The organism is Planktothricoides sp. SR001 (genome assembly GCF_001276715.1).
Lineage (GTDB): Bacteria > Cyanobacteriota > Cyanobacteriia > Cyanobacteriales > Laspinemataceae > Planktothricoides > Planktothricoides raciborskii.
Genome location: NZ_LIUQ01000013.1, coordinates 54,805 through 71,991 on the forward strand (window position 1 = coordinate 54,805; position 17,187 = coordinate 71,991).

General features: G+C 42.2%; 15 protein-coding genes. 6 read left to right on the forward strand and 9 right to left on the reverse strand.

Annotated elements, in window-relative coordinates; genetic code table 11:
* Positions 1 to 353 precede the first annotated feature (353 nt).
* The 5 genes from hypB to AM228_RS10005 form a co-directional block, all read right to left on the reverse strand.
* Complete coding sequence (gene hypB / locus AM228_RS09985; protein ID WP_054465969.1) at positions 354 to 1,280, reverse strand: hydrogenase nickel incorporation protein HypB; 927 nt, start codon at positions 1,278 to 1,280, stop codon at positions 354 to 356.
* A 170-nt stretch (positions 1,281 to 1,450) separates the two neighbouring features.
* Complete coding sequence (gene hypA, locus AM228_RS09990) at positions 1,451 to 1,801, reverse strand: hydrogenase maturation nickel metallochaperone HypA (protein ID WP_054465970.1); 351 nt, start codon at positions 1,799 to 1,801, stop codon at positions 1,451 to 1,453.
* Positions 1,802 to 1,852: 51 nt separating this feature from the next.
* Entirely contained in the window at positions 1,853 to 2,320 is a 468-nt protein-coding gene (locus AM228_RS09995; RefSeq protein WP_054465971.1) for a hydrogenase maturation protease, read from the reverse strand.
* 22 nt (positions 2,321 to 2,342) lie between these two features.
* The gene (locus tag AM228_RS10000; RefSeq protein ID WP_156331670.1) at positions 2,343 to 6,170 is read right to left on the reverse strand and encodes a response regulator; all 3,828 of its coding nucleotides are present in this window, start codon (positions 6,168 to 6,170) and stop codon (positions 2,343 to 2,345) included.
* A gap of 277 nt (positions 6,171 to 6,447) precedes the next feature.
* Complete coding sequence (locus AM228_RS10005; protein WP_054465973.1) at positions 6,448 to 6,633, reverse strand: hypothetical protein; 186 nt, start codon at positions 6,631 to 6,633, stop codon at positions 6,448 to 6,450.
* Between AM228_RS10005 and AM228_RS10010 the strand changes: the two genes are divergently transcribed.
* Positions 6,632 to 7,414 carry an ABC transporter permease gene (locus tag AM228_RS10010; protein WP_054465974.1) on the forward strand — a complete coding sequence of 261 codons (783 nt, stop codon included), beginning with the start codon at positions 6,632 to 6,634 and terminating at the stop codon, positions 7,412 to 7,414. The genes AM228_RS10005 and AM228_RS10010 overlap by 2 nt on opposite strands.
* A gap of 134 nt (positions 7,415 to 7,548) precedes the next feature.
* On the forward strand, positions 7,549 to 8,211 hold the full coding sequence (locus tag AM228_RS10015; RefSeq protein WP_054465975.1) for an HAD family phosphatase: 663 nt from the start codon (positions 7,549 to 7,551) through the stop codon (positions 8,209 to 8,211).
* Positions 8,212 to 8,891: 680 nt separating this feature from the next.
* Here the strand turns inward: AM228_RS10015 and AM228_RS34140 are convergent.
* The gene (locus AM228_RS34140) at positions 8,892 to 9,077 is read right to left on the reverse strand and encodes a hypothetical protein (RefSeq protein ID WP_190879671.1); all 186 of its coding nucleotides are present in this window, start codon (positions 9,075 to 9,077) and stop codon (positions 8,892 to 8,894) included.
* Entirely contained in the window at positions 9,078 to 9,332 is a 255-nt protein-coding gene (locus tag AM228_RS10020; protein WP_054465976.1) for a hypothetical protein, read from the reverse strand. It lies immediately after the preceding gene.
* 544 nt (positions 9,333 to 9,876) lie between these two features.
* Here AM228_RS10020 and AM228_RS10025 point away from each other — a divergent pair.
* Positions 9,877 to 11,430, forward strand: coding sequence for a cryptochrome/photolyase family protein (locus tag AM228_RS10025; RefSeq protein ID WP_054465977.1), 1,554 nt, complete (start codon positions 9,877 to 9,879; stop codon positions 11,428 to 11,430).
* A gap of 49 nt (positions 11,431 to 11,479) precedes the next feature.
* Here AM228_RS10025 and AM228_RS10030 read toward each other — a convergent pair whose 3' ends face one another.
* Together AM228_RS10030 and AM228_RS32280 are read right to left on the reverse strand one after the other, a co-directional pair.
* Positions 11,480 to 12,559: a BLUF domain-containing protein gene (locus AM228_RS10030; RefSeq protein ID WP_054465978.1), complete on the reverse strand. Its 1,080-nt coding sequence runs from the start codon at positions 12,557 to 12,559 to the stop codon at positions 11,480 to 11,482.
* 45 nt (positions 12,560 to 12,604) lie between these two features.
* On the reverse strand, positions 12,605 to 12,865 hold the full coding sequence (locus AM228_RS32280; protein ID WP_156331671.1) for a hypothetical protein: 261 nt from the start codon (positions 12,863 to 12,865) through the stop codon (positions 12,605 to 12,607).
* A 254-nt stretch (positions 12,866 to 13,119) separates the two neighbouring features.
* Between AM228_RS32280 and AM228_RS10035 the strand changes: the two genes are divergently transcribed.
* From AM228_RS10035 to hypF, 3 genes are all read left to right on the forward strand, one after another.
* A complete protein-coding gene (locus AM228_RS10035; protein WP_054465979.1) occupies positions 13,120 to 14,001 on the forward strand; it encodes a shikimate dehydrogenase in 882 nt (293 codons plus the stop codon).
* A 33-nt stretch (positions 14,002 to 14,034) separates the two neighbouring features.
* The gene (locus tag AM228_RS10040) at positions 14,035 to 14,568 is read left to right on the forward strand and encodes a DinB family protein (protein ID WP_054465980.1); all 534 of its coding nucleotides are present in this window, start codon (positions 14,035 to 14,037) and stop codon (positions 14,566 to 14,568) included.
* A 79-nt stretch (positions 14,569 to 14,647) separates the two neighbouring features.
* Positions 14,648 to 17,041 (forward strand): carbamoyltransferase HypF, encoded by a 2,394-nt coding sequence (gene hypF, locus AM228_RS10045; protein WP_054465981.1) that lies wholly within the window; start codon positions 14,648 to 14,650, stop codon positions 17,039 to 17,041.
* Positions 17,042 to 17,187: the final 146 nt, after the last annotated feature.

Consider the following 17,187-nt stretch of genomic DNA (forward strand, 5'->3'; position numbering starts at 1 on the left):
TCTATTCATTAGGACTTACGCAACGACTCTATATATGAGTATTGGTGCGTTACCGTCTCGGAACAACACCCTACGGATAGCTTAAATAGGATTGCTATAGGACTTACGCATGGTGTCGATATTTCTGGTTTTGGAGGGGCAATCCGAAAGCGGTGGTTGCCCTTATATATAGCGTATTGGCGTACAGCAATTTTCTCCGCGAGTAAACCACAAATATCTGTAGGGGCGAAGCATTCCGCCAGAAGTTTGATGCTTATAAAGATTAACCTGACTGCCGGAATGCTTCGCCCGCTCGTGGTTTACTCAACAGAAAAGCGCTGTAAGTCCTATTTTGGATTTATGCCCGAAGGCGATTAAGTAGAAACCAGGAATGGCTGATTTTTTGACATTGCTTCTGTCAGGCAATGATACCAATTTTCCATCCCTTCCCCGGTACGGGCTGATACTTCAAAAATACTCGCTTGGGGAGCTACTTTTTGAATATTGGTTAAGGCTTTTTCCCGATTAAATCCCACCACTTCGGCAATATCAATTTTGTTTACAATCACCACATCAGCGGATTTAAACATGGTCGGATATTTTAGGGGTTTATCTTCTCCTTCGGTGACAGATAACATGACTACCCGCATATTTTCGCCTAGGTCATAAGCAGCAGGACAGACCAAATTGCCCACATTTTCAATAATTAGTAAATCCAAAGCATCCAGGTCAAGTTGTTTGACTGCCTTGGCGACCATTTCTGCTTCTAAATGGCAGACCGTTCCGGTGGTAATTTGGATGGCCGGGGCACCGGTTTTACTGAGACGAGAGGCGTCATTATCGGTTTCTAAATCACCGACCACGACTCCAGCTTTTACCTGATTTTTCAAATCACTAATGGTACGTTCTAGCAAGGAAGTTTTGCCAGAACCAGGGGAAGAAAGCAGGTTTAACACTAGCAAACCTTTGGCCATAAAATAGCCTCGGTTCCGTTCCGCAAGGCGATCGTTTTTGTCCAAAATTCCTTGGCTAATTTGAACAATGCGATCGCGCATCCGCGCCGCTTCGCGATCGCCTTTATTCTGACCATTTTGGGAATGGGGATGATGATGATCGTGACCAGAAAGGTGTTGATGATCGTGGTGATGGTCATAGTCATGGTCATGGTTATGATCATGGTTATGATCATGGTCATGGTTATGATCGTGGTTATGGTCATGGTCATGGTCATGGTCATGGTGAAAATGGCTATGAATTCCAATTTCTCCAGTGGTTTTACTACATCCGCAATCTTTGCACATAATTTTATTTTGTTATTTGTTGGTTGTTGGTTGTTGTTAGTTGTTGGTTGTTGGTTGTTTGTTGTTTGTTGTTGCCCCCCCTTTGAAGGGGGGGTTGGGGAGGTCGTTGTTGGCGCTGGTTATCGAAGAACGAAGAACGAAGAACAAACAACCAATAACCAATAACAAATTCAAACAAAGTCCGATAATTCTAGAGAAGTTAATTCAATTTCTTTTCCCGAAATCATTTTTTGACTGAATTGTTCACAAGTTGGACATTGATAAAATACATCAGGTGGGGAAAATTCCCGCTGACAGTGAGAGCAATAACAAACAACGGGGACTGATTCTATTTCTAGAATTGCTCCGTGGGCGATCGTGCCTTGTGTCACCACATCAAAGGCAAACTCTAAGGCTTCGGGAACCACCCCAGACATTTCACCAATCCGCATTTTTAAGCGATTGATTTTGTTTGCTCCTTGCTGACGAGCATTTTCTAGGGCAATTTCTAGGGTTTGTTCCATTAAACTGACTTCATGCATGTCATTATTTTATCGTAGATAATTCTGACAAATTGATCGTGGGGAGAATAGTCAAAATTCGCTGACTAATTGTTTAATTTTTTCTAAAGCAACCGCGATCGCCGCTTGGGTGGTGGGGGAAAATTGTTCGCCAAAGTCGAAGTTAACCGCTGGAATGAGTACCCACCAAGCAGCCGGGGCGACCCCATAAACCTGTTTGGCTAAGGTGAGGAGCGATCGCGGATTACTGGTATGTCCCAAACAATTGGTCGTTTCTGGGACTTCATCGGTCAGGGGATAAACTTGCACCGTTGTAGACTCTGGGTAGGCATCGATAAAAATGGCTCGCTGGACGGTAGCTAGTTCTGCCGCCAATTCTGGAGTTAACTGGTGGACCGCATAACTGCGGATATATGGCAATTTCCACTCCTCGACCAGAGTGGCAACCTGTTGCCCCACCCCATCATCACTGCGGAGGGTATTTCCATATCCAATCACTAATACTGATGGCTGGGTGTTTTTTTCTTGATTGGGAATCATGCTTTTATTTCCTGGGATTCGGTTAATGTGCCGATCGGGTCATCACCGATCGATCGGCGGCAATAAACTCCTTAACAGCCTGATAAATATTTTGTAATTGTTTCATGGTTTCTGCGATCGAGGTGAAATTGTTTTGAGTGATTTCTGCTTCGATTTTACTGGTAATTTCTGGGATGATAAGAATCCCCACATTTTGACTTGTTCCTTTAATTTGCTGCATTTTGTGAGCCAGATGAAAGTAATTTTGCTCCGTGAGGGCGGTCATGGCTTCTTCTAGATAGGTGTCGGTTTGTTGGACAAAGGTTTCTAACAGTTTTTTTTCAAAAAAATGATTGCTTCCAGAGATTTTGTGTAGTCGAGCAAAATCAATGGGAATTTGTGCCGATAATCGGTGTGAATCAACGGCGATCGCCCGTGAATCAGGATTCACCTGTTTGACCGGACTGTTCTGAGCAATCATAGCAGTCTGGGTGAAATGGTTCAAATTTTCTGAAGCGGTGATTCCCTTAAAAGATCCGCTGTGCAGCATCGCATTTTTTAACTGATCCAGTTTTTGTTTTAGTTCACCAATAAGGGCGATCGCTTCTTTTAAATTATTAGCGTTAGCTTGACGTTCCAATTCTGCCGCCAACTCTGGCATCCCAATCACTGCGACATTGGCACTCGCCCCTTTTAATTGATGTGCGTTGCGGCATAAAGTTTGAATATCCCCAGTTTCTAAAGCTGCTTGTGCCTTTTGCAAATTCGTTTCAGCCTGTTGAATAAATAGTCCTAGCAACTCTTGTTGTAACTCAATATTAGCCTGGGTAATTTTGGCCAAATGAGCCACATTTACTACGGACTCAAGGCCATAAACTTGCTCCACAGTACATTCAGGCACATTTACTAAATTATTGACAATTTCTGGGGGTGAAGTTTCAGGTTTAACCCATCGCTGAATAGCCGATTCTAAATCTTCCAGGGAGATGGGTTTGGTTAAAAAATCATCCATACCCACCGCCAAACCTTTTTCTCGATTTGTCAAACCACTTCCGTCCGCACATTCATCATTAATTCCATAAGCGGTTAACCCAATAACCACAGTTCTTTCGATGATATTTTTCGGCAATTTATGTTGTGCTTCCCGTTCTCTCACAGCTTTAGTTGTTTCATATCCATCCAATATGGGCATTTGACAATCCATGAAAATAATATCGTAAGATTTTTCTGATAATTGCGCTAACGCTTCTTGACCATTGTTCACAAAATCAGCCACATAACCCAGCATTTCTAACTGATGTTTAATCACTTTTTGATTCATTAGGGTATCTTCTACAATCAAAATTTTAAAATCCGATGCTTTATTTTTAGCAAAATTGATTTTTTCCTTCATTTGACTAGAGGATTCATTAGGAGAAAATAGGACTTTTAACATAGCGGTTTTTAATCGACTTTCGGTAATGGGTTTGACCAAGTAAGTCGCAAAGGCTAACTCAAGCAAATGTTTAGCTTTTTGCGTTTCCGTGATTTCAGTCATTAAAACGAATTTAGTTGGCTTAAGCACGGGTTTAATCCGCATTAATTGAGCGCGAAAATCTCGGTCTAATTTCAGCATTTGCCAATCCACTAAAACAACATGATAAAAATTTTGTTGAGCGCTGTCTGAACATAAATTAGTTAAAGCCGCCACTGCATTATCTGTTTCTTCTACTTGCATTCCCCAACTTTTGGCTGCTAAAATCACTACGGTGCGATTCGTGGCATTTCGATCGATGACCAAGATTTTTTTTCCAGACAGGGCTTTTCTTGTCGCCTCAATTTCTCGGATTTTTTCTGATTTATTGGCATAACTTAGATGAGGCAGATCCATATGGGTTTTTCCCAAACCTAGTTTAATGGTAAACCAAAAAGTAGAACCCTCACCCAATTGGCTTTGTACCCCGATTTCACCTCCCATTAATTCCGCGAATTGTTTACAAATTGCTAATCCTAAGCCCGTGCCTCCATATTTTCTCGAAGTTTGATGCACTTGGGAGAAAACTTGGAATAGTTTCTTTTGATCGGGATCGGAAATTCCAATTCCTGTATCTTTAATTGAAAATTTTATGGTAATCGGTCTATTTAGAGCATAACTATTGATGGCAGGATAATTTATTGGAGATTTTTTTATATTTAAAGTTTCTAGCCGCTCAACATGAACAATGATTTCTCCGGTTTCGGTAAATTTTAAGGCATTGCCAATTAAGTTTGTCAGAATTTGCCTTAAGCGCAAATCATCCCCAACCAGTTGCCGGGGAACATCCCCATCAACTAGGACGGCCATTTGTAACCCTTTGGCATTGGCTTGAGTTGCCAGTAAATCTATGACAGTTTCCAGGCATTCATTTAAGTCAAACTCTCGCATTTCTAGCCGAATTTGGGCGGATTCTAGTTTAGAAAAATCTAGTAAGTCATTAATAATTGTCAGTAAGTGATGAATTGTCACTTTTAAGGTTTGAACAAAATCAAGTTGTTCCCCATTTAATGGCGTTTTCAAGAGTAAGTCACTCATGGCTAATACCCCATTCATGGGAGTGCGGATTTCGTGACTGATGTTGGCAAAAAATTGGGATTTAAATTTAACAGCAGCGATCGCTTTTTCTCTGGCTTCAACTAATTCATCGATGCGATCGCGCTTCGGCGTTGCGGATGCAACATCGCTGGCAATGACAATCCCCCCCACTTGACCATTGGGACTGTACCAAGGATGAATTGCCCGACGCAAATAAATTTTCTGGCCGTTTGCCCGATTCCAGCATTCTTCGGGAATAGAAATGATTTCTCCAGCCAATGCTTTTTGATAATTTTCTTGCCAGTGATCGGGCATATCTGGTACTATTTGATAGTGGCAATCGCCCAAAATTTCTTGACCGACTAAGCCATAAGTGGTCAGCCATTTTTTACTGTAAGCCAAGTAGCGCAGTTCTCGATCTAAAATAGCGCTCGCTACTGGCGCATGGGCGACAATTTGTCTGAGTTGCCGGCGTTCTTGTTCGTTCGCGAAGCGTTGCGGATGCAACATCGCTTCAGCCGCTTGTTTGCGATCGCTGATATCCAGAATTAAGCAGCCAATCGCGATAGTTTCTCCCTCAGCATCAGACAGAGGAAACATCGACCATGATTGATGAGTCAAGTTCGACGCTCCTGGTTGATTCATGGTAAATTCCTGAGCGATAATTGATGCACCAGTTTGCCAAACTTGTTCAAACTGTCCCATCAATTGAATGCCGATTTCTGGCCATATTTCTGTAATTTTTTTGATCAAAAAATCCTGAAGCGATCGCCCATTCATCTTGGCTAAAGCTTGATTAACGTGGATAATTACCCCCACGGGATCTAAAATTGCCATCCCCGTCGGCGACTTTTGGAAAAAATCATTTCCCAGTGCTGCACTTATTTTTTCTAATCGATTGCTTATCTTACGTTCAGATGATTTAACATAGCGACTCCGGGAAACTGCCCCGGCAATTACTCGCATCAATGCCCGACTGTTGATTTCGTCTTTTACCAAGTAGTCTTGCAGTCCCACAGAAAATAGCCCGTTCGCCATTTCTTCCTGCTGCGGACTCACCAGTGCTATAATCGGCACATCAGGGGCGATCGCTTGTAATTGTTTCACCGCATATGCCCCGGAAACTTCTGGCAGATCCAGGTCAAGCAGCACCAAATCCGGTTGTGGGGATCTGCCTTCAGTCAAATAGGCGATCGCTTCACAAAACCCCTGGATATTTATCACAGTTAATTGATTAGCTTCTAAAATACTTTGGACTTTTTCATTCACTGAATCTTTTTTATTTAAAACCAGAATATTATTTGGTATTTCATTATACATATTTGAAAAATTTAAGGTGGTTAAGTAAAAACGTTTTTGATTTAATTTATTTGACAATTTTATACGGGTACTATTAAATTGTCATAAATTTTATATAATCTTAATAATGCTGGGGCGTAAATTGAAACTATCATTGAATTTGCTCCTATACCAGATGTATGGTCTTATCTTAGACTGAAATCTTGGATCGCGGCAATCCGTGGCCATAAAAATTATTTTACGGTTATTTGTCCTGAAGTAACTCGTTATTTGTTATTTGTTATTCATTGTTTGTTATTTACTGCCAGCTATTTGCTATAATGCCAACCACCAACCAATAACCACCAACCAATAACCACCAACCAATAACCACCAACCAATAACCACCAACCAATAACCACCAACCAATAACCACCAACCAATAACAAATAACAAATAACAAAAGAATCCCTACCCACCAACAAACCACAAATAACAAGCCCATGCAAAGATATCTATCAATTTTAAAATTATTTTGGGGAGCAGCGATCGCCGCTGAAATGGAATACCGGATAAATTTTATACTGGCTACCTTCACCAGTATCGGCAGCTTAGGGGGCAGTATATTTGGATTATTTTTATTTTATAGAACTGGCTATACTTTCCAAGGTTGGCAATGGCAAGAAGCCTTAATTGTTCTGGGAATTTTTACCATATTGCAAGGATTTTCCGCCACATTTTTGATTCCTAACCTAAATCGCATCGTCGATCATGTGCAACAAGGAACTTTAGATTTTATTTTGCTCAAACCCATTAGTAGTCAATTTTGGCTTTCTACCCGCACCATTTCTCTTTGGGGTTTGTCTGACTTATTATTTGGCATAATTATTGTCGGATACGCTGGCAGTCAACTAGGCTTAAGCAGCGTTAATTACTTGTTAAGTTTTATTCCTTTATTATTTGCCGTCATTAGTCTTTATAGCTTATGGTTTATGCTCGGATCAACAACAATTTGGTTCGTTAAAACCTACAATATTACTGAGGTATTAAGAGGACTCCTGGAAGCCGGAAGATATCCAATGGTGGCTTATCCCACCGCCTATAGAGTTTTCTTTACCTTTGTAGTGCCGGTCGCTTTTTTAACCACAGTACCCGCTCAGGCAATGTTAAACCGTGGGGAATTCACTTGGATCATGGGTTCGGGAGTTTTAGCCATCACTTTGCTATGCGCTTCGATCGCCTTTTGGCGGTTTGCCCTGCGCTTTTATACCAGTGCCTCTAGCTAAACACAATCGGAAAAAACCAAAAATCGCGATACCAAAAATCGCGATAAAATCTAGGGGCAATCCCCCGTGGTTGCCGGGGGCAACTAAGCCCGAAAAATCTGCTAAACATTTCTGCTAAACATTAACGAGGAACCATGCTGGCAGCAATACTATTTGATTTAGATGGCACGATCGCCAACACTGACCGTTTTCATATGCAAGCTTGGCAACAAATGCTGCATGATTATCACATCACCGTGGATGAAATTTTTTATCGGCAGCATATCAGTGGCAAAAAAAATCAGCACATTGTCGAGCAGATATTCCCGGAATTATCCCCAGAAGCGGGAGAACAATTAGCTAAACAAAAAGAATCCCTATTTCGGCAGTTAGCCACACAAATCAAACCCTTAGCCGGACTTTTGGAACTGTTGCAATGGACAAAAACTCAGGGATTAGGGCGATCGCTCGTCACCAATGCCCCTCGCGACAATGTGGACTTTATGCTCAATCTGTTAAACCTGACCGAAACATTTTCTCCCATAATACTGGGGGAAGAAGCCCCAGCACCCAAACCTCATCCCGATCCTTACCTGATGGCATTGGAAAAACTGGGCTTATCCCCAAAAGAAGCGATCGTCTTTGAAGATTCTCTCACCGGAATCCGTTCGGCAGTCGCCGCTGGAATTCAAACAATTGGCATTGCCTCCACTCACGAACCAAATACCCTGAAAAACGAAGGGGCGACGATGGTAGTTGCGGATTTCACCGACTCCCAACTCTGGGCAATGCTGGATTCTCTGACCAATAGGGCTTAATTTGTTGCCGTGGTCGCTGGCCTAGTTTTGCTACGTCTATTTTTATCTTGCTTTATCTTGCTTATACTTAGATAAGGAATTAAATCTAGCAATCTTCTCAGTCAGACATCAGCCCGGTGGCGTAATTCGTCTACGCCATCAGGCTGATATAGCGTATATTCTGAAAACCCAAAACCAACCCAAAACAAAAAACCCGATCAACTGACCGGGCGATGGCTTATACCAGGGAAATTCAATGAATTTTTCGATTCAATGGATTCATTTTCTACTCTAGAGCGGGGAAAAGCATCAGCCAAATGGCGTAATTCTTCTACGCCATTTGGCGTATATTCTTGAAGGCCACAAACAAAAAACCCGATCAATTGACCGGGCGAGGGCTTATACCATGGAAGTTGAATGAATTTTTCTATTCAGTACATTCATTTTCTACTCTAGAGCGGGGAAAAGCATCAGCCAAATGGCGTAATTCTTCTACGCCATTTGGCGTATATTCTTGAAGGCCACAAACAAAAAACCCGATCAATTGACCGGGCGAGGGCTTATACCATGGAAGTTGAATGAATTTTTCTATTCAGTACATTCATTTTCTACCCTAGAGCGGGGAAAAGCATCAGCCAAATGGCGTAATTCTTCTACGCCATTTGGCGTATATTCTTGAAGGCCACAAACAAAAAACCCGATCAATTGACCGGGCGATGGCTTATACCATAGAAGTTGAATGAATTTTTCGATTCAGTACATTCATTTTCTGCTGTAGAGCCAGGAAAAACATCCGTCTGATGGCGTAATTCTTCTATGCCAAAAAGCGGATATTGTTGTTGACTAAGCCGAGGAGATGAGGCGATCGCACCATTACCATTACCCACTTAGGCTTGTCTGACAAACTCACTGGTATTTAACCGTGTTTCCCCCAAACCTGGCACCCAAACCACCCATTTATCCAGACTTTCTTCACACAGCAGGATGGCTTCTTCAAAACTTAGGGCGGTCAGGGGTTTAATCAAGCTTACCCAATCACCAGAGCAAAATAGCAGCTTGTCGTGAGTTGTTTCTGGGGATGGAATGACTGACGAGGCTTTGGGATAGTTTTTTGTTTGCTGCTGCTCAGTGGTGAATTTCATACAACTCTCCTGTAAATGAATAAGTAATTATGCTGAAAATTTTTCAATGATTTTAGGGAGATGCAACTTTTAATTAAATATTTGTCTGTAGCTAAATATACAAAAACTCTGAAAAATGCGTCAATAATTTGTCACACAAATTTATGAATAAATGAGTGACTGCTTAACTAATGAGTAATTGTACGGAATATCTAATTTGTCTCTCGCTATAAGTAGATGTGCTTAAATAAATTCAACATAGACCCCATTAGAGGATGCATAGGAAAGAGGATGCATAGGAAAGAGGATGCCTAGGAAAAAGGATGCATAGGAAAGAGGATGCATAGGAAAGACGATGCATAGGAAAGATATTCTCTCTCCTACGAATCTCTCTTCTCTTTTCTCTCTCCTCTCTCCTACGAACCTCTCTCCTCCCTATATGCGGGAATCCAAGGATTTACGTCGGGGAACGAAAAGTGCAATTAATTATCTTCACCTACTTATGAAGAACCAGATTTTAGTTACGAATAACTAACAAGTAACACAAAAGGAGAAGTAGTAACAAATGACTATCGGCATTTGGATCTTAGGCGATCAACTGTATCAGACTCAAACTGCACTTACCGCAGTTTCCCCAGAGACTCCCACGATATTCATCGAGTCATTAGATTATGTGCTCGTTCAAGCTGCTATGATGGGGCGGCGTTATCACCGGCAAAAATTGGTGCTGGTTTGGTCGGCAATGCGACATTTTGCCGCTGAGTTGCGCGATCGCGGCATACCAATTACTTACTATAACAATGCCCCAAACTTTGAAACTCCACTGAGGGAATGGGTGCAGCAAAACCGCATTACAGAATTGCGGGTGATGACCCCAAATGACCGTCCTTTTACTCAACTAATTCAGGGGTTAAACTTGCCTTGCCAAATTACCTTAGTGGAAAATAACCATTTCCTGTGGACGGTAGCAGAATTTCAGGAATGGGCTAAATCCAGAAAACGGCTATTAATGGAAGATTTTTATCGTCAAAGCCGAAAACGGTTTAATATTTTAATGGCGGATGATAAACCTGTGGGCGGTCAATGGAATTTTGACCAAGAAAATCGTAAACCTCTGGCGAGTTCAAAACTTTTTTCTGGGAAGGATGGTCAACTCAAAACACCGCCAATTTTGGAGTTTCCCCCGGATGCCATAACTCAAGCAGTTATACAACAAGTGAATAGCTTACCCGAAAGCCAACTTTATGGAAAAATTGCCTCTTTTTCTTGGGGGGTGACTCGTTCACAAGGGCTACAAGTGTTAGACTATTTTATTCAGCATTGCTTGGGGAATTTTGGCCATTATCAAGATGCGATGGTGACAGGAGAAGCAACTCTCTGGCATTCTTTACTTTCCCCTTATTTAAATTTAGGATTACTGCATCCTTTAGAAGTGATTCAAGCCGCTGAAAAAGCTTATGCTGATTTTTCGCTGCCTTTAAATAGTGTGGAAGGGTTTATCCGGCAAATTATGGGGTGGCGAGAATATATGCGCGGGGTGTATTATTTTATGGCTGATGACTATGGGGAAAATAACTGGTTTCAGCACGATCGCCCGCTGCCAGATTTTTTCTGGGATGCCAAAAAAACTAATCTAAATTGTCTGCATCAAGTGCTGTCTCAAGTGGAAGAAACTGGCTATGCTCACCATATTCAACGATTAATGATTTTGAGTAATTTCGCTTTAATTTCTGGACTGTTGCCCCAAGCGGTAGAAAGTTGGTTTCACTCTGCATTTATTGATAGCTATGATTGGGTGATGCAACCAAATGTTATCGGGATGGGTTTGTTTGCGGATGGCGGTGTTTTGGCTTCTAAGCCTTATGCAGCTTCGGCGAATTATATTCATAAAATGAGTGATTATTGTCGCGATTGTGTTTATGATTATAAAAAGCGCACCGGGGAAAATGCTTGTCCGTTTAATTTCTTTTATTGGGATTTTTTGTCTCGGCACCGGGAAAAGCTGAAGTCTCAAGGGCGGATGAGTTTTATTTTAAAAAATTGCGATCGCATTTCCCCGGAAGAATGGCAAGCAATTCACCAAAAAGCCCAAGACTGGCATTCTAGTCAAGAGATTTAGCGATTTAGAAACCGGGTTTTTATTTAATCTCACCATTTGTTTGTCAAAACTATAAAAAACCCGGTTGTTGAAAATTCATAATTATGTCTAAATATTCGGTAATTTCCCGCGCTACTTGAGTCCCATTGCTGCATTTTCTGGTAATCTCTTGATCGATGGAGTAAACTTGGATTGGCTGGTTTTTTCCTTTGAGCTTATAACAGCCTAAATTGATAAAATCCCAGTGTTTTTGGGTACTATTTTTTACGGCTTCAGAAAAAACCAGCGATCGCGGTAAATTTCTGGTTAATGCTTCTAATCTAGATGCGGCATTAACTACATCCCCAATCACTGTATAGTCTTTTTTAAAACATGAGCCTAAATTCCCTTCAATCACCATTCCTTTAGTTATACCAATCCCCGTATATAATACTTTTAAAACACTATCTTCTTGGGCATAATTTCGCAACATGGCGACATCTAGCAAAATATCTAAACCCGCTTGAATCGCCGCATCTGCTTGGTCGGCATCAAAATAAGCCATAACACAATCGCCAATAAATTTGGTAACTTCCCCCCCGGCTTCACTAATAATTTTAGCACAAGAAGTTAAATAATGATCTACCAAGTAAACAACGTGCTCTACAGGCAGTTTATCCGCAAAAGCCGAAAAAGAAACAATATCACTAAACATAATGATTTTTTCTATTTTTTTAGGACGCAATTCTAAAGGATTTATCCCTTGTTGAATTAGTTTAAAAATAGTGTTTTGAGTGTACTTTTCTAAAATTCCGTGTGATTCGGTAATAGTTTCTAATAAGGTTTTAATTGGTTGAATAATTAGATCGGTATTATGCTCTAAATCAATGATTTGCATTGACCATTCAGGAAATAGTCGTTCGGTGACATTGAGTTCTGATTTTAAGCAAAGAATATCGGTGTGCCTAGGATCGTCCAAGATTCTTTGGTAAATTTGATCGATGTCTTCGGCTTCTCCTTCGAGAATTTGGAAAAACATTCCGTCTAAGCACAGTAAAACTCCAGTAATATTTCTGGCTTGATTATTCTGCTGAGAAATTTTACCGATTTTTTCAATATCGGCGGCAGTTAAGTTAAGAGAAAATCGACTAATATATGTGAGTCTTTTCATGGCAGCAATCTGGTGAAATAAAATAACCGGGAATTGAGGATCTAATCAACTCAAAAAACCTTGAGTTTCCTTGGTAGAGGTTGAGAAAATGACTCTATAGGTAAAAATAAAGTTAAGATGCACCAGAGAGACGGGAAATTTGATGGTTGCGCTGAAACTGATGATTACCCTGATATCCTGAGTCAGCGATCGCTCCAACCCCAGATTAGGAGAGAGATTCTGATTTACAGCAATTTTCTCCGCGAGTAAACCACAAAGCATTTGTAGGGGCGAAGCATTCCGGCATTTGTAGGGGCGAATGGCCATTCGCCCCTACAAATGCTGAAAATATTAAATTAAATACCGCTTGGGCTTCGCCCTAGCGTGGTTCAGTAATCTGAAAACCGCTGTAAGTCATCTCCAGAATCTCGACCACCGAGGGTGAACTGGGTTGGTGTCCCTTTTTACCGATTGTGGCATAGCACGGACGATTTATGTCTAGGTAAGCATGAGAAAAAATAATTTTTGAGCAGAGGTTTACTCAAATCGTATTCTAGAAATAGGGCTATGAATCAGTAAAAATGCAAATTAAAGGTACAACAAAGTTACTCGGAGTGATGGGCGATCCGGTAGAACATTCTCTGTCTCCGGCTATGCATAATGCAGCGATCGCCCACTTAGGCATCGATTATGTTTATTTGCCTTTCCCGGTCAAACCGGCAAAATTAGCCACAGCAGTGGCAGGTTTGGCGGCTATTGGGGTGAAAGGTTTTAATCTGACGATTCCCCACAAACAAGCGATTATCCCGCTACTATCAGAGGTGTCCCCGTTGGCCCAGTCCGTGGGGGCGGTGAATACGGTCTGCTGGACCGAACAGGGTTGGGTGGGGACAAATACTGATGTGGCAGGGTTTCTCGCTCCTTTGCGATCGCTGAACCAATCCCTGAACCGCGACTGGAAGCATACCAAAGTGGTGATTTTAGGCGCTGGTGGGGCTGCCCGTGCGGTGGTGGCGGGTTGTCGGGAGTTGGGCTGTACGGAAATTCTTATGGTCGGTCGCAACCGGGATAAGTTAGCGGCTTTTGCAGAAAGTTGGTTAAATACGCCGATTTCTGTGCCCCTGACCGTTCATCCTTGGGAGGAATTATCGATGGTATTACCAGAAACGGGTTTATTGGTGAATACAACTCCCATTGGGATGTATCCCCAGGTGGAGCGATCGCCTCTTAGTGACGCGGATTTTACTTGTTTGAATTCTCAGACTATTGTTTATGATTTAATTTATACTCCTAGTCCGACGCAATTTTTGCAACAGGCGAAAGCAGTAGGGGCGATCGCGATTGATGGTAGTGAAATGCTGGTTCAGCAAGGAGCCGCAGCATTAAAAATTTGGATCGAGCAACCCGTTCCTGTGGAAGTAATGCGCCAAGCTTTGCACCAAAAGTTAGGTCTAGCCACTTAGTGAAAAAATGCTTTAGCTTGATCCCTTGATTTTATGCAAACTAATCAGTGTATAACCTTAATTAAGCATTTCCAAATGCTGGCTCGATATAATACTTTGGCTAATTTGAGAATTTATCAGGCTTGTTCCCAGCTTTCTCGCGCTGAACTGACTCGATTTCGGCCATCATTTTTTGGCAGTATTTACGCTACCCTGAATCATATTCTGGTTTGCGATCGCCTCTGGTTAGCCAGATTTGCCAGTAATACGGTTAAAAATTATGACCTTAACGCCATTTTATATGAAACATTCTCGGAACTGGAAAAAGCGAGAATTGTTGAAGATGGCCATATTGAAAGTTTCACCCAAAATATGGCGGAGGAGTTTCTGCAAGAAACGATTAAGTATTACGATCGCGACGGCAAATTCCAAGAATATTCTGCTATCTTATTGTTGGAACATTTTTTTCATTATCAGACCCATCATCGGGGTCAAGTCCATGACATGATTACTCAAACAGAAATCATTCCCCCAGTTTTAGATTTACATCGATTGCTTAGACCTTATGCGGGAATGTATCTGAATTAGTTAGAAGTGGTGGGCATTGCCCACCCTACGTTATTTGTAATTTATTGATGATTTATTGATAATTAAAATCAATTTAAAAATGAGCAAAATTAGCTGTTGTTTAAAAATTCAGGGGGCGGTACAGGGAGTGGGATTTCGCCCTTTTATTTATCGTCTGGCTACGGAGTTAAACCTGGTGGGTTGGGTGAATAATTCTGCCCAAGGAGTTATGATTTCCGTGGAAGGCGATCGCGCTTTGTTAGAAACCTTTATTGAGCGGATTAAAACGGAAAAACCACCGGCATCTTTTATCCAAAGTTTAGAAATAAATTGGGCAGAAATTATCGGCTATAAAAATTTTGAAATTCGCCCCAGCCTTCCGGGAACGAAAACGGCGATTGTTTTAGCGGATTTAGCGACCTGTCCAGATTGTTTTGCCGAAATTTTTGACCCCGAAAATCGGCGTTATCGTTATCCTTTTACTAACTGTACTAATTGTGGGCCACGCTATACGATTATTGAGTCGGTTCCCTACGATCGCCCCGCTACAACCATGAAGAAGTTTGATTTATGTTCTGACTGTGAAAGGGAATATCATAATCCCAGCGATCGCCGGTTTCATGCTCAACCGAATGCTTGTCCCCAGTGCGGGCCGCATTTAGAATTGTGGGATAAAAATGGTGATATTTTGCAATCCCATGATGGGGCATTAATGGCGACGGTGGCGGCAATTCGCGAGGGCAAAATTGTGGCGATTAAAGGCTTAGGTGGGTTTCATTTAATGGTGGATGCCCACAATGAGGCAGCGGTGCAACGGTTGCGGGATAAAAAGCATCGCCCGGATAAACCTTTTGCTTTAATGTATCCTTCTTTGGCCAAAGTGCAAGGGGTTTGTGAGGTTTCTGAGATAGAGGCGGATTTGTTGCGATCGCCCCAAGCGCCGATTGTGTTATTAAGGCTAAAAAATTCAGGCAAAAATAATCATATTGCCCCGGCAGTTTCTCCGGGAAATCCCTATTTAGGCATTATGTTGCCTTATACACCTTTGCATCATTTATTGATGGCAGAATTGGGCGACCCGGTAGTAGCTACCAGTGGCAATTTAGCCGATGAACCAATTTGCACTGATGAAGCAGAAGCGATCGCCCGTTTGGGCAATATTGCGGATTTATTTTTAGTCCATAATCGTCCCATTGCCCGTCCGGTTGATGATTCCGTGGTGCGGGTGGTGAGCGATCGCATACAGGTGATTCGTCGGGCGCGAGGTTATGCCCCGTTACCAGTTTTTCTACCGAAATTTCTCCAGGCAGAAAATGGGCAATCAGGAAAAGATAACGGTGCGGAAAAATCAGGGACTAATTTATTAGCGGTAGGGGGACATTTCAAGAATGCGATCGCGATTTTGATGGCAGATAAAGTGTTTCTCAGTCAGCATATTGGGGATATGGAAACGCCCCAAGCTTTTGATGCTTTTCAAACCGTAATTAAAACCCTGGGTAGCATTTATGATTTTCAGCCGGACGGCATTGCTTGTGATGCTCACCCGGATTATATTTCTAGCCAGTATGCGCGATCGCAGTCTGCAAAATTTGGGCTGCCGGTGTTTTCGGTGCAACATCATTATGCCCATGTGCTCGCTTGCATGGCGGAAAATCAAATAGAACCGCCAGTTTTAGGCATTTCCTGGGATGGTACAGGGTATGGACTGGATGGGACTATTTGGGGCGGAGAATTTCTCGCAGTCAGCGATCGCTCATTTCAGCGCGTGGCCCATTGGCGAACTTTTCGGCTACCGGGAGGGGAAAAAGCGGTGAAAGAACCTCGCCGAGTGGCTTTGGGATTGCTTTATGAGTTGTTTGGTGCGGATTTTGATGATGGTTTTAATCCGTTTAATCCGTTACCGCTTCAGGATTTTTCTCCCCGTGAGTTGCAAGTGATTAAGACTATGTTGCAAAAGCAGCTTAATGCACCTTTGACCAGCAGTATGGGTCGATTATTTGATGCGATCGCCGCTTTAATCGGGCTACGGCAAACGGTGACTTTTGAAGGACAAGGGGCAATGGAGTTAGAATTTATTTTATCACAAATTGATGAAATTGATTCAGAAATTAATCCGATTAATCGGGATGCCGAATATTCATTTAAAATTGAAAATAATCTGGAAAATTTGCCAAATCAGCCGTTAATTGTGGATTGGCAACCGATGATTCGGGAAATCTTGGCGGATCTGCGATTCCAACAACCGATCGCCCTAATTTCTCTGAAGTTTCACAATACTTTGGTGGCGGCAACTGTCGCGATCGCCAAACAAATTGGCATTGAAAAAATTGCCCTTACAGGGGGTTGTTTTCAAAACAAATATTTAACGGAAAGAATGATTCAAAAATTAACAGAGGCAAACTTCCGTCCTTATTGGCATCAATGGGTTCCCCCCAATGATGGGGGGTTGGCGTTGGGGCAAATTATTGCGGCTTTAAGGGATTTTAGGGTGTAGGGTGTAGGGTGTAGGGTGTGGGGTGTGGGGGGGCAGAGGGGCAGGGGGGCAGGGGGGCAGAGGGGCGCAATGCTTGCCATTGGTGTCAAGGTTTACTGTTGAATAACCCCGCGATCCGGCGGGGATTAAAATCCCCGCCTCATAGC